Genomic DNA, 13787 nt, shown 5'->3' on the forward strand with positions numbered 1-13787 from the left:
CACCACCATCAAGGGTGACATTCGGCGCAGAACGGGTACGCGCCGCGCCTCAACCATGACGGTGAGCAGGGAGCGCGGCAGCATGAGTGAGCAGCACGGCACGGTGGTCATCGGCGCGGGGCCGGCGGGGCTCACAGCGGCGTACGAGCTGCTCCGGCACGGCCGGTCGGTCCGGGTCTTCGAGGCCGACGAGGTGGTCGGCGGGATCAGCCGGACGGTGGAGCGCGACGGGTGGCGTTTCGACATCGGCGGGCACCGGTTCTTCACGAAGGTGCCCCGGGTGGAGGCGTTCTGGCACGAGATCCTGCCGGACGAGGACTTCCTGACCCGGCCCCGAATGAGCCGGATCTTCTACCGGGGTGCGCTGTTCAACTACCCGCTGAGCGCGGTGAACGCGCTGCGCAACCTCGGGCTGCCGGAGGCGGCCCGTTGCCTCGGGTCGTACGCCCGGGCCCGACTGCGCCCGCCACGAGACCAGTCGCACTTCGAGGGCTGGGTGTCGGCCCGCTTCGGCTGGCGGCTGTACTCGATCTTCTTCAAGACGTACACCGAGAAGGTCTGGGGGATGCCGGCGGACCGGCTGCAGGCGGACTGGGCCGCGCAGCGGATCAAGAACCTGTCGCTGGCCAAGGCGATCCGCAACGCGGTGCTGCCCCGGCGGTACCGCACGGACGTGACCAGCCTGATCGAGCAGTTCCAGTACCCGAAGTACGGGCCGGGGATGATGTGGGAGCGCTGCGCCGAGCAGGTGCGCGACCGGGGCGGGCAGGTGTCGACCGGCACCTGGGTCACCGCCGTGCACCGCGACCCGGCGCAACGGCGGGCGATCAGCGTGACGGTCAACGGCGCGGGCGGGCAGCGTACCGAATCAGCAGACCACGTGATCTCGTCCATGCCGATCTCGGAGCTGGTGGCCGCGCTGCGCCCGCCGGCGCCGCCGGAGGTGCTGGCCTGCGCCGCGGACCTGCGCTACCGCGACTTCCTGACGGTCGCCCTGGTGGTGCCGGCGGAGTTCTCGTTCCCGGACAACTGGATCTACGTGCACGACCAGGGGGTACGGGTGGGCCGGATCCAGAACTTCGGCTCCTGGTCGCCGTACCTCGTCAAGGACGGGCGCACCTGCCTGGGCCTGGAGTACTTCGTCTTCGAGGACGACGAGATGTGGCGTACCCCCGACGCCGACCTGGTGGCGCTGGCCACCGCGGAGCTGGAGCGGTTGGGTCTGGCCCGGCCCGGCGTGGTGGAGGCCGGCTACGTCGTGCGGATGCCGAAGGCCTACCCGGTGTACGACGAGCGCTACCAACACAACGTGGACACGATCCGGGCCTGGCTGGCCGAGGCGGTGCCGAACGTGCACCCGGTGGGGCGCAACGGGATGCACCGCTACAACAACCAGGACCACTCGATGCTGACCGCGATGCTCACCGCCGAGAACATCGCCACCGGCAGCGCGCACGATGTCTGGTCGGTCAACGTGGAGCAGGACTACCACGAGCAGTCGTCCGGCGGCGACGGCCGGCGGGGCACGGGCCGGGATGCCCCGGTGCTGCCGAGCCGGATCACCACCGCACCAATCACCGCGCCTGAGGGCGTCGGTGCCGCTGGCAACGGTGATCACCCGGCGCAGGTGCCGCTGGGCTGACGGCCGTAAGGAAAACTGGCGGGCATGACTGACCTGGGCGATGCGAAGGCCGCGCTGCACCACTACCTGCAGGAGACTCGCGAAGACCTGATCTGGAAGCTCGACGGGCTGAGTGAACGCGAAGCCAGACTGCCCCGCACCGCGACCGGCAACAATCTGCTGGGAGTCCTCAAGCACTGCCTCAATGTCGAAGTCGGCTACTTCGGGCCTACCTTCGGGCGCGAATTCCCGACGCCCGAGGAACTGGTCCCCATGTCGGCGTACGACGAGGACCCGCAGGCAGACTGGTACGCGCGGGAGGACGAGACGAAGGATGGACTGATCGACCTGTACCGCCGTGTCGGGGTGTTCGCGGATCAGACGATCCACCAGCTACCACTGGACGCGCCGGGACGGGTGCCGTGGTGGCGACCAGGTGCACAGGCCGTGACGCTGCACAGGATCATCATCCACGTGACCTGCGACCTCGCTCGTCACGCCGGTCACGCAGACATCATGCGCGAGCAGCACGACACGACGATCGGGCTGCGGCGGGACAACACCAACATCCCCGACGACCATGACTGGCCGGCGTACGTCGCCAGGCTGACGAAGCTCGCTGACCGGTTCGGATAGCAGTCCGGGTCCGTCTTGACGATGACCATCTTGTCGGTCCAGGCCGCCAGGATGTAGGCCATGAGTTCACGTCTGGGCACGGTCGTGGTCACGGGTGCCGCAGGTCGAATCGGTGCCGAAGTCTGCCGACACCTGCGCGATGAGGTTCGCCACCTCGTGCTGGTCGATCGGGTTCCATTGGATCCGCGGTCTTCGACAGATCGGGTGGTTCAACTGGATCTGGCAGACCTGGACGCCGTAGTGGCCGCGCTGGAGGGAGCGGACGCTGTGGTTCACCTGGCCGGCCACCCGGATGAGGCGCCCTTGGCCGACCTGTTGGAGAGCAACGTGCTGGGCACGTACCACGTGCTGGAGGCTGCTCGCCGACAGAGGGTAGGACGAGTCGTCCTGGCCAGCAGCAACCGTGTCACCGGTTTCTACCCGGTCGGGCAGGTCGTCGCACCGGACGCACCGGCCCGACCGGACGGGTTCTACGGGGTGAGCAAGGTCGCCGTCGAAGCACTCGGGCGCCTCTACGCCGACAAGTTCGGCCTGTCGGTGGTGTGTCTGCGAATCGGCAGCTTCGAGGACGAGCCGACCGAGGCCCGTTATCTGGCAACATGGTTGAGCCCGCGCGACGGCATCGGCTTCATCCGTGCGGCTATCACCGCACCCGAGGTGCACTTCGTGACCGCCTATGCCGTTTCCGCCAACACCCGCGCGTTCTGGGATACCGCCGCCGGGGCGCAGCTCGGCTATCTGCCGGTAGACGACGCGGAAAGTCATGCCGACCGGGTGCCCGGTTCGGAAGCCCCGATCGACGCCGCCGCCTTTCAAGGCGGCGCCTACACCACCGCTGAGTACTCGCTGCGACACGTCGTGGCGTCCCCGCCACCCTCCTGAGAGGCCTCTCATTGCGCTGACCTGCGACGATCCGCTGATGTCCCACGCTGGAAGAACGTGTGGCAGACCTACTGGGAACCGAGGCCGCCGTTTTCTTCCCCACCGGCACGATGGCCCAGCAGGTTGCGCTGCGCTACGGCGCCGACCACACCGGGCACCCGACGGTCGCACTTCATCCACTCGCCCACCTGGAGGCGGACGAACGACATGCCTACGCCCACCTGAGCGGCCTGCACAGCACCTGGCCGACCACCGCGCCCCGCAACCCCACCGCCGAGGAGGTCACCGCGCTCGCCGAACCCGTGAGCACCGTCGTCATCGAACTCCCGCTGCGAAACGCCGGCTTCGTCCTTCCCTCCTGGGGCGAACTCGCCGCCGTGTCCGCCGCAGCGCACGCCATCGGTGCACGTGTCCACTTCGACGGCGCCCGGATGTGGGACTCCACCCCACACCTGGCACACACTCTCAGCGATATCGCCGACCTCGCCGACAGCACTTACGTCTCGTTCTACAAGACGATCGGCGGTATCAGCGGTGCGGCGCTCGCGGGCACCGCACAGCTCGCCTCCTACGCCCGCATCTGGCGGCACCGCTACGGCGGCGAGGTGTTCCAACAGTGGCCAGCCGCTCTGAGCGCCGCCACAGCGGTCGAGGGCGACGGCGGGGTTGCTGGGGCCCGCGATGGCGCAAGCGACGGTGCGGTCAGGGCTTGCGGGCTACCGCCCCGTAGATGGACGCATCGGCCAGGGACGGTCGCCGCTCCGGTGGCACCTGCGGGCGCCACTCTGTGACCGGGACGATGCCCGGCTCGGTCAGCTCCAGGCCGGTGAAGAAACGGGCGAACTCGGCGCGGTCACGGGGTACGGCGTCCTGCTTCATCCGGCCGGCGGCGAACTCAGCGTACATCCGCTCGACGATCTCGGTGGGGATGTGGTCGGTGGTGAAATGGGTCAGGGCCAGCCAACTGCCCGACGGCAGCGCGTCGACCAGCCGGGCGACCTGCTCGTGTGGGCGGTCGTCGTCGGTGAGGAAGTGCGTCACGGCGACCAGCACGAGGGCCACCGGCCGGGACAGGTCCAACGTGGCGTGCAACTGCGGGTCGGTGAGGATCTTTTCCGGATCGCGCAGGTCGGCGTCGAGGTAGGCGGTGGCGCCGGCCGGGTCGCTGGTCAGCAGCGCCCGGGCGTGGACCAGCACCATCGGGTCGTTGTCGACGTAGACCACCCGGGTCTCGGGGGCGACCGACTGGGCCACCTCGTGGGTGTTGTCCGCGCTCGGGATGCCGGTGCCGATGTCGAGGAACTGCCGGACGCCGGCCTCCTGGGCGAGGAACCGCACCGCCCGGCCGAGGAAGGCCCGGTTTTCCCGAGCGAGGGTGCGCACGCCGGGATAGACGGCGGCGATCTGGTCCCCGGACTCCCGGTCGACGGCGAAGTTGTCCTTGCCACCCAGCCAGTAGTTGTAGCGGCGGGCGGGGTGCACCACTGTGGTGTCGATCCGGTCGGCGCCCCGCCCCTCGTACGCCTCCGAAGCCGCTGGTGTCGTCACGTGACCTCCCCAGGTCGACCGCCCACGCCGCCGCATGGCGCGACGTGTGCCCGACCATGGTAGGTGCTGCGTGTGGAGCGCGGGGTCCGTGGACATCGCTGTCGGTCGACAGCATCCCGGGCAGGAAACCGCTTACCTAACATCTATTGACGGTCGTCACTGCCTGTCAGTACCGTGATGCGGGCAGCGAGAAAGCGCTTTCCGACCCTCTCCGTCCGACAGGGAGCGCCCCCATGCCCCGACACCTCCGCGCGTTCTGCCTCATCCTGCTCGCCATCGCCACCGTGGTGAGCACCACCACCGCCCTGCCCGCCGAGGCCGCCCCGCGTTTCCGGGTGCTCGTCTTCTCCAAGATCACCAACTTCTACCACGACTCGATCCCGGCCGGCGTCGCCGCGATCCAGCAGCTCGGCACCACCCACAACTTCGAGGTCGTCGCCACCACCGACGCGGCCGCCTTCACCGACGCCAACCTCGCCACCTTCGACGCCCTGGTCTTCAACAACACCAACTCCACGCCCGCCTCCGGCGACCTGCTCAACGCCAGCCAGCGGGCGGCGTTGCAGACGTTCATCCGCAACGGCGGCGGCTGGGCCGGCCTGCACGCCGCCTCGGCCAGTGAACGAGACTGGCCGTGGTACGAGGGCCTGGTCGGCACCATCTTCGACTACCACCCCGACTTCTCGGCCACCGGCGGCACCTACCCCGGCCGGGTCAAGGTCCTCGACCGGGCGCACCCCTCGACGCGCAACCTGCCGGAGCTCTGGGAGCAGAGCGAGGAGTGGTACAACTGGCGGACCAACCCGACCGGCAACGTGCACACGCTCGCGCAGATCAAGGTGCGCGACGGGATCCCCGGGATGGACGAGGGCGTCGACCACGCGTACTCCTGGTGTCAGCGCTACGACGGCGGCCGGTCCTGGTTCACCGCCGGTGGGCACGCCAGCTCCCAGTTCACCACGCCGGCCTTCCTGGAGCACCTGCGCTTCGGCATCGAGTGGGCGGCCGGCGCGGTCGCCGGCGACTGCTCGGCCACCGAGACCACCAACTTCGAACGGGTGGGGCTGGTCACCGAGAATCTGGCCGACCCGTTCGAGCTGGCCGTCGCCCCCGACCGGAAGGTCTACTACATCCAGCGCACCGGCGCGTTGAAGGTGGTCAACTCCGACACCCTCCAGGTCACCACGTTGCTGGACTTCGCGTACACCTCGGCGATGACCGACCAGTCCGACGGACTGCTCGGGATGACCCTGGACCGCAATTTCGCCAGCAACGGCTGGGTCTATCTGCTCTGGTCGGACAAGACCCTCAAACAGCTCAACCTGTCCCGGTTCACGGTCGCCAACAACAGCGCCGCGCTCTCCTCGGAGAAGCGTCTGCTGACCATCCCCACCTACCGCGGTGAGGGCCGGGCCAACTCGCACATGGGCGGCTCACTGGCCATGGACGCGGCCGGGCGGCTCTACGCCGCGATCGGCGACAACACCGACCCGTTCGGCTCCAGCGGATTCACCCCGATCGACGAGCGCGCCGGCCGGGCCGCCTGGGACGCCCAGGGCACCGCCGGCAACACCAACGACCTGCGCGGCAAGATCCTACGGATCACCCCACAGGCCGACGGTACGTACAGCGTCCCGAGCGGCAACCTCTTCGCGACCGGCACCGCGAAGACCCGGCCGGAGATCTACGCGATGGGCATGCGCAACCCGTTCCGGATCACCATCGAGCCGCAGACCAACGCGGTGCTGGTGGCCGACTACGGCCCGGACGCCCGCGCCGCCGACCCCAACCGCGGTCCGGAGGGGACGGTCGAGTTCAACCGCATCACCACCGCCGGCAACTACGGCTGGCCGTACTGCGTGGGCAACAACATCCCGTTCAACGACTACAACTTCGCCACCAGCACCTCCGGGTCGACGTTCACCTGCGCCGCTCCGACCAACAACTCCCCCAACAACACCGGCCTGACCACGCTGCCGGCGGCGAGGTCGGCACTGGTCTGGTACGCGTACTCCGCCTCCAGCCAGTTCCCCGAGCTGGGCACCGGCGGCGGCGGGCCGATGAGCGGGCCGGTCTACGACTACGACCCGGCCAACCCCCGCACCACGAAGTTCCCCGAGTACTTCGAGGGCAAGTGGATCACCTACGAGTTCACCCGCAAGTGGTTCAAGACGCTCTCCATCCACAAGACGGCGCAGACCTTCAGCAACACCCGCTTCGGCCCCACCGCCGTCGGTGACCTCCAGTCGATCAACGGGATCTTCGACAACATGAGCTGGATCCAGCCCTTCGAGGCGGAGTTCGGCCCGGACGGGTCGCTCTACGTCATCGACTTCGGCGAGGGCACCGGCAGCGGTCGCGGCGGCAGCAACGCCGGCGCGGGCATCTACCGCATCGACTACGTCGCCAACGGGCGACCACCGACCGCGAAGATCGCCACCAACCCGGACAGCGGACGCGCGCCGCTCACGGTGACCTTCTCCTCGGCCGGGTCGACCGCCGGTGACGGGTCGGCGCTGAGCTACGCCTGGGACTTCACCAACGACGGCAGCACCGACTCCACCACGGCCAACCCGAGCCACACCTACTCGACAGCAGGGAAGCACACCGCCCGGTTGACCGTACGCAACAGCGGCAACGGGTTGACCGCCAGCGCGGTCACCGACGTGGTGGTCGGCAACACCCGACCCACGGTGACCATCAACGTGCCCGACGGCGGGTTCTTCGACTTCGGCGACAAGATCCCGTACACGGTGACGGTCACCGACCCGGAGGACACCACCATCGACTGTGCCAGGGTGACCGTGCAGACGCAGCTCGGCCACGACTCACACGCCCATCCACTGGACGTGTACACCGGTTGCTCGGGGCTGCTCGCCACCGAGGCGGACGCCGGTGACGGGCACGGGCCGGGGCAGAACCTCTACACCGTGGTCACCGCGCAGTACACCGACGGTGGCGCGGCCGGCGGCGTACCCGCGCTGACCGGCTCGACCAGGGCGCAGTTGCAACCGAAGAGCAAGGAGGCCGAGCACTTCAGCGCCCAGTCCGGCCTCACCGTGAACGACCGGGCCACCGCCCGCGCCGGCAAGCGGCTCGGCGACGTCGACCACAACGACTGGGCGGCGTACGGGCCGGTGGACCTGCGCAACGTCGGCTCGGCGACGCTCGGGGTGACCAACGGCGGGCTCGGCGGCGACATCGAACTGCGGACCGGCTCACCCACCGGCACGCTGATCGGCAAGGCCACCATCGGATCGACCGGCGGGTGGGACAACCTGGTCTCACCCACCGTCACGCTGACCAACAAGCCCACCGGGACCACCATCCTGTACGTGAAGTTCGTCAACGCCGCCCAGGTCGGCGGGACCCCGGACCTGCTCTCGCTCGACTGGCTGCGGTTCAACGGGGCCGGCGTCAAACAGGAGCCCGGCGGGACGCTCTCCCTCGCCACCAGCCCGGGCATGGGCACCGCGCCGCTGACCACCACCCTGACGGCCACCGCGACGGCGCCCACCGGGCAGAGCATCACCGACTACGCGTGGGACTTCGGCGACAACAGCGCCATCACGCATGGGGCGACCCTGCGGTCGACCGCCCACAGCTACCCCCGCAAGGGGACCTTCACCGCCCGGGTGACGGTCACCTACACCAGTGGGGAGACCCGCTCGGCCAACCTGACCATCACGGTCACCTGACCGCGGACCGGTGGCGGGCGGGACAGCCCCGCCCGCCACCGGCGAGCACCACGACGTCGGGCATCGCCGGTAGGGTCGTCCGCGTGAATCTGGACGACACCGCCGCCCGGCTCGGGGTCCCCGTCGAGGACGTCGACCGCGTACACCGGCTCGCCGGCGACCGGCCGTCGGCTCCGCTGCCCGCCAAGGCCGACGCGCCCGCGATCCTCGACCGGCTCGCGGTGCGGCCGGACGACGCCGCCGAGATCATGGCGGGCTGGCCCGACGCCGACTCTCCGCTGTGGACGCCCGAGCTGCGCTGGCTGCTCGACCGCTCGATCGCCCTGGTCCGCGCCGATCTCGGCGGCCACGGCTGGCTGGTGCCCGGGCCGGAGCTGCCACGCGATCGGGGCCCTGCCTGGCGGCATCTCTACGTGTACGCGTACCTGGCCATGGTCGACGTCGTCACGGGTTACCACCGCGACCACGGCATCGCCGAGGCCGTGTCGTGGGCGACCCTCGCGGACCTGGGCCGCAACCTCGCGGTGGACCGGCGGATGCACCGCGAGGGCTGGCCGGTCATGCAGAGCTGGCTGACCCTGCACGCGCGCGGCGGCATCTACGAGCTGGGCCGTCTGCAGCACCAGCGCGGCGGCACCGCCATCGACCTGCACATTGCGGAGTCGGGGCCGATGACCCCGGAGGCGGTCACGGCGTCGCTCGACGAGGCCCGCGCGTTCTTCCCGCGCCACTTTCCCGACGAGCACTACACGGCGTTCGCCTGCGGCTCGTGGCTGCTCGACCCGCAGCTGCTGGAGTACCTTCCCGAGGGCTCCAACATCGTCCGGTTCCAGCGGAGGTTCGAGCTGGAGCCCTACCAGGAGCCGGAAGGGCTGGACGCCGACGTCGAGGTGCTGCGATTCGTGTTCCGCACCCTGAGCACGCCGCTCGACCAGCTGCCGCGCCGCACCGTGCTCCAGCGTGCGATCGTCGACCACCTGAAGGCCGGCCGCCACTGGCACATCCGCCGCGGCCGCTTCCCGATCTAGCGTCGCCGATGTCGGCCCCGGCCCGACCTTGACCGGTCAAACGGGTTCGAGTTCGTGCTGTTGTTCCGGGTCGCCACCCTCACGGATCGCGGCGGCCTCGTGCTGGCCCCTGCTCGTCTTGTTGCGGATGGTGGGCAGGATGGCCTGGTCGCCACAGCAGGGTGAACGCCCCGGCGAGGGCCAGCCCGAGCAGCGGGCCGACGCCGACCCCGGCGAGCGTGCAGGCGACCGCGAGCAGCGCCGGTGGCAGCCAGCACCAGGCGGGCACGGTACGCGGGGCACGGCCGCGCCGACGGGCCGCCGCCTCCACCGCCATCGGCACCACCAGCACCGGCAGCGCGGCGGCCAGCAGGGTCAGAGCCGGTCGAAACGCGCCACCGCCAGCAGCCCACCGAGCACCGCGATGACGAGCATCGCCGCCCACGCGGGAACCCGCGGCGCGAGGCCGCGCAGCGCCAACGCCCCGGAGTACGTGGTGGTCAGCGCGGCGGCGAAGACCGCCACCGCGACGAACAGATTCGCGTACGCGGCCAGCCCCGACCCGGTGGCGAGCAGCGCGACCACGTCCGCCGAGCCGGTCCGCAGCCACAGGCCGGCCCCGGCGAGCACACCGAGCAACGCCGGCCCGAGCAGCAGCCCCACACACCAGGCGAGGTCCCGTCGCCGGGCCAGACCGACGCTGAAGTCCGGCGCGCGCAACGCGAACACCGCCGCGTAGCCGATCAGCGCGGCGGCGTCGGCGAGCCCTCCGGCGGCGACGCGAACCGGCGCGCCCGGTGGTGGCAGCACGGTCAGACACCAGACGACCAGCACCACCGCGCTGAGCGTGGTGAACACCGCGACCCGGTTGCCGAGCCGAGCCGGCGCCCACGACACGGCGAGGACCGCCACCTCCAGCAGGACCGGCCCGGCCCAGCCCGGCAGGTGCGTCAACGCGGCCAGCGAGGCACCGCCGAGGCCGACGTTGAACCCGTTCCACCCGACCATCGACACGGTCAGCACCGCAGCCAGCAGCAGCCGCGAGGTGTCCCCCAGGTACGCGGGCAGCACCGCGGTCAGCGTCCCGCCGTCGCCCAGTGGCCGGCGCAGACCGATCCGACCCTGCCCCCAGAGCAGCGCCGCCATCAACACCCCGCCGACCAGCAGCCCGGCCAGCGGCACCGCGCCGCCATGCCGGGCGGCCATCGCCGCGCCGAGCACGAGGGTTGCCGGCGCGGTGCCGATGCCCAGCCAGGCACCAACCGCCGCCGGCCACCGCCGTTCGAGAGCCTCAGACAACGTGGCGCAGGTAGCCGGCTATCGCCGCGTCCAGCACCTCCGCGCCCGGACGCGCCCACACCTCGGCAGAGAAGACCTCCACCTCGATCGGGCCGACATAACCAGCCGCGTCCACCGCCTCGCGCAGCCGACGCAGCTCGATGCAGCCGTCGCCGGGCAGCGCCCGACCGAGCAGCACCCCCTCAGGCAGCGGGGTCACCCAGTCGCAGACCTGGAACGCGGCGATCCGGGAACCCGCCCGCTCGATCTGCGCGTACACCGTGTCGTCCCACCACACGTGGTACGCGTCCACGACCACGCCAACCACCGCCGGGTCGAAGCGCTCGGCGATGTCCAGCGCCTGGCCGAGGGTGGCGATCACGCAGCGGTCGGCAGCGAACATCGGGTGCAGCGGCTCGATGGCCAGTCGGACGCCGGCCGCCGCCGCGTGCGGAGCCAGCTCGCCGATGGCGTCGCCGACCCGACGCCGGGCGCCGTCGATGTCCCGGCTGCCCGCCGGCAGCCCACCGGAGACCAGCACCAACTCCGGGGCACCGAGCGTGGCCGCCTCCTCGATGGCCCGCAGGTTCTCCGCCCGCCAGTCGTCGGCGGAAAAAAAACCGCCCCGACACAGCGAGGTGACGGCGAGGCCAGCGTCGCGGACCAGCTTCGCCGACCGCGCCAGCCCGTGCTCCGCGACCGGCTCCCGCCACAACCCGATGCCCGGTACGCCGGCAGCCACGCACCCGGCCACCACCTCGGGCAGCGGCCAGCGCTGAGCCGTCGCCTGATTGAACGAAAACCGGGTGAGGCTCACTGAGCGACCCCCGCAACGGTGAACAGCGCCCGTGCGCGGGCGGCGGCCAGGTCGGCGTCGGGGAGCAGCCCGGCGGCGTCGGCCAGGGTGAGCAGGGTGGCCAGGTGCGCCGGGGACCGGCCCGACTGCGCACCGCCGACCATCGTGAAGTGGTCCTGGTGCCCGGCCAGCCAGGCCAGGAACACGATCCCCGTCTTGTAGTGCCAGGTCGGGGCCGCGAACAGGTGCCGGGCCAGCGGCACGGTCGGCGCGAAGACCTCGTCGTACGCCGACAGATCCCCCCGGTCCAGGGCGGCCAACGCGGCGGCGGCGGCCGGTGCGATCGCCGCGAACACCCCGAGCAGCGCGTCGGAGTGGCCCACCTCGTCACCCCGGATCAGCTCCGGATAGTGGAAGTCGTCGCCGGTGTAGAGGCGTACACCGGCGGGCAGCCGACGGCGCAGCGACACCTCCCGCCCCGCGTCGAGCAGCGACACCTTGATGCCGTCCACCTTGGACTGGTGTGCCTTGATCAGCTCGACGACCGTGTCGGCGGCCAGGTCCAGGTCGGCCGCACCCCAGTAGCCGGTCAGCGCCGGGTCGAACATGGGCCCCAGCCAGTGCAGCACCACCGGCTCGTCGGAGGCGGTCAGCAGCTCGTCGTACACCCGGAGGTAGTCCTCGGGGCCACGGGCGGCGGCGGCCAAATGCCGGCTGCACATCAACACCGGCCGGGCGCCGGCCGCGCGAACGTCGTCGAGCTGCTCCCGGTACGCGCCGATGACCGCCGCCAGGGTGGCCGGACTGGCCGGCAGCTGATCCGTGCCGACCCCGGCGACGATCCGTCCGCCCACCGCACGGGCCTCGGCGGCGCTACGACGGATCAGCTCCCGGGTGGCCGGGTAGTCCAACCCCATCCCCCGCTGGGCGGTGTCCATCGCCTCGGCGACCCCCAGCCCGTACGACCAGAGGTGCCGCCGAAAGGCGAGCGTGGTGTCCCAGTCCACCACCGCTGCGGCGCCCGGCACGTTCTCCGCGCTCGGGTCGGCGACCACGTGCGCGGCGGCGTACGCGATCCGGCTGGTCGCCGGCGCGGCCGGCCGGGCGAACCCGCTCCCCCCGACCAGCCGGTGCCGCCGCCCGCCCGGCAGCACGACCTCCGCGGTCATCGGTGCAGCTCCGGCACCTCGACACGGACGCCCTCGCGGGCCGAGCGCAACCCCAGCTCGGCGAGCTGCACGCCACGCGCACCAGCCAGAAAGTCCCACCGGAAGGGCTCACCGGCCACGATGTGCCGCAGGAACGCCTCCCACTGCACCTTGAAGCCGTTGTCGAACTCCTCGTTGTCGGGCACGTCCGTCCACTGTGCCCGGAAGTCCTCGGTGACCGGCAGGTCCGGGTTCCACACCGGCTTCGGGGTGACCGCCCGGTGCTGCACCCGACAGTTGCGCAGCCCGGCCACCGCGCTGCCCTCGGTGCCGTCGACCTGGAACTCCACCAGCTCGTCGCGGTACACCCGCACACTCCAGGACGAGTTGACCTGCGCGATCACCCCACCGTCGAGCTCGAAGATGCCGTACGCGGCGTCGTCGGCGGTCGCCGGATACGGGCGGCCGGCCTCGTCGACCCGCTCGGGCACGTGGGTGGCGGTGACGCAGGTGACGGCGTTGACGCGGCCGAACAGTTCCTCCAGCACGTAGTGCCAGTGCGGGAACATGTCGACCGTGATGCCGCCGCCGTCCTCGGCCCGGTAGTTCCAGGACGGACGCTGAGCGGGCTGCCAGTCGCCCTCGAAGACCCAGTAGCCGAACTCGCCGCGTACCGAGAGGATCCGGCCGAAGAAGCCGCCGTCGATGAGGCGCTTGAGCTTGCGCAGACCGGGCAGGAAGAGCTTGTCCTGCACGACGCCGGTGCGTACGCCGGCCGCGTCGGCGGCCCGGGCCAGGTCGAGCGCGGCGGCGGTGTCCTCGGCGAGGGGCTTCTCCGTGTAGATGTGCTTGCCGGCCTCGATGGCCTGCCGGATCGCCTTCTCCCGCTGCTGGGTGACCTGGGCGTCGAAGTAGATCTCGACGTCGTCGCGGGCCAGCGCCGAGGTCAGGTCGGTGGTCCAGTCGCTGAGCCCGTGCCGCTCGGCGAGCTCCCGGAGTTTCGTCTCGTTGCGCCCGACCAGGACCGGTTCCGGCCAGATGGTCGTGCCGTCGGCCAACGCCACGCCGCCGGACTCGCGGATGGCCAGCAGCGAGCGGACGAGGTGCTGCCGGTAGCCCATCCTTCCGGTCACGCCGTTGACGATGATGCCGATCGACCTGCGGGTCATGATG

The 13787-nt window shown here is 70.9% G+C and carries 12 protein-coding genes; 6 read left to right on the forward strand and 6 right to left on the reverse strand.

Going from position 1 to position 13787, the window contains the following annotated elements; genetic code table 11:
* The first annotated feature begins 82 nt into the window (after window positions 1-82).
* The 4 genes from ABZS37_RS15885 to ABZS37_RS15900 are packed head-to-tail and all read left to right on the forward strand — an operon-like array spanning window position 83 to window position 3930.
* Window positions 83-1642 carry an NAD(P)/FAD-dependent oxidoreductase gene (locus ABZS37_RS15885; protein WP_355169499.1) on the forward strand — a complete coding sequence of 520 codons (1560 nt, stop codon included), beginning with the start codon at window positions 83-85 and terminating at the stop codon, window positions 1640-1642.
* A gap of 24 nt (window positions 1643-1666) precedes the next feature.
* Complete coding sequence (locus ABZS37_RS15890) at window positions 1667-2257, forward strand: DinB family protein (RefSeq protein ID WP_355169501.1); 591 nt, start codon at window positions 1667-1669, stop codon at window positions 2255-2257.
* Between the two features lie 60 nt (window positions 2258-2317).
* Window positions 2318-3139, forward strand: a complete 822-nt coding sequence (locus tag ABZS37_RS15895) for an NAD(P)-dependent oxidoreductase (RefSeq protein ID WP_355169503.1) — start codon at window positions 2318-2320, stop codon at window positions 3137-3139.
* Between the two features lie 59 nt (window positions 3140-3198).
* Entirely contained in the window at window positions 3199-3930 is a 732-nt protein-coding gene (locus ABZS37_RS15900; protein WP_355169505.1) for a beta-eliminating lyase-related protein, read from the forward strand.
* Here the strand turns inward: ABZS37_RS15900 and ABZS37_RS15905 are convergent.
* Window positions 3842-4687, reverse strand: a complete 846-nt coding sequence (locus ABZS37_RS15905) for an SAM-dependent methyltransferase (protein ID WP_355169507.1) — start codon at window positions 4685-4687, stop codon at window positions 3842-3844. The genes ABZS37_RS15900 and ABZS37_RS15905 overlap by 89 nt on opposite strands.
* Before the next feature lie 233 nt (window positions 4688-4920).
* On the opposite strand from ABZS37_RS15905, the gene ABZS37_RS15910 reads away from it, so the two are divergent.
* Window positions 4921-8385 carry a ThuA domain-containing protein gene (locus tag ABZS37_RS15910; RefSeq protein WP_355169509.1) on the forward strand — a complete coding sequence of 1155 codons (3465 nt, stop codon included), beginning with the start codon at window positions 4921-4923 and terminating at the stop codon, window positions 8383-8385.
* An 83-nt stretch (window positions 8386-8468) separates the two neighbouring features.
* Window positions 8469-9413 (forward strand): acyltransferase domain-containing protein, encoded by a 945-nt coding sequence (locus ABZS37_RS15915; RefSeq protein ID WP_355169511.1) that lies wholly within the window; start codon window positions 8469-8471, stop codon window positions 9411-9413.
* Window positions 9414-9492: 79 nt separating this feature from the next.
* Here the strand turns inward: ABZS37_RS15915 and ABZS37_RS15920 are convergent, their stop codons facing one another.
* Genes ABZS37_RS15920 through ABZS37_RS15940 form a run of 5 tightly spaced genes read right to left on the reverse strand, consistent with a single transcriptional unit; the run spans window position 9493 to window position 13783 of the window.
* The gene (locus tag ABZS37_RS15920) at window positions 9493-9837 is read right to left on the reverse strand and encodes a hypothetical protein (RefSeq protein WP_355169513.1); all 345 of its coding nucleotides are present in this window, start codon (window positions 9835-9837) and stop codon (window positions 9493-9495) included.
* The gene (locus ABZS37_RS15925; RefSeq protein ID WP_355169515.1) at window positions 9768-10691 is read right to left on the reverse strand and encodes a hypothetical protein; all 924 of its coding nucleotides are present in this window, start codon (window positions 10689-10691) and stop codon (window positions 9768-9770) included. The genes ABZS37_RS15920 and ABZS37_RS15925 overlap by 70 nt, the downstream gene beginning before the upstream one ends.
* A complete protein-coding gene (locus ABZS37_RS15930; protein ID WP_355169517.1) occupies window positions 10684-11487 on the reverse strand; it encodes a sugar phosphate isomerase/epimerase in 804 nt (267 codons plus the stop codon). Before ABZS37_RS15930 ends, ABZS37_RS15925 begins: the two co-directional genes overlap by 8 nt.
* Window positions 11484-12635: a dihydrodipicolinate synthase family protein gene (locus ABZS37_RS15935; RefSeq protein WP_355169519.1), complete on the reverse strand. Its 1152-nt coding sequence runs from the start codon at window positions 12633-12635 to the stop codon at window positions 11484-11486. The genes ABZS37_RS15930 and ABZS37_RS15935 overlap by 4 nt, the downstream gene beginning before the upstream one ends.
* Complete coding sequence (locus ABZS37_RS15940; RefSeq protein ID WP_355169521.1) at window positions 12632-13783, reverse strand: Gfo/Idh/MocA family oxidoreductase; 1152 nt, start codon at window positions 13781-13783, stop codon at window positions 12632-12634. Before ABZS37_RS15940 ends, ABZS37_RS15935 begins: the two co-directional genes overlap by 4 nt.
* Window positions 13784-13787: the final 4 nt, after the last annotated feature.

It is taken from the genome of Micromonospora sp. NPDC005413, assembly GCF_040606435.1.
Lineage (GTDB): Bacteria > Actinomycetota > Actinomycetes > Mycobacteriales > Micromonosporaceae > Micromonospora.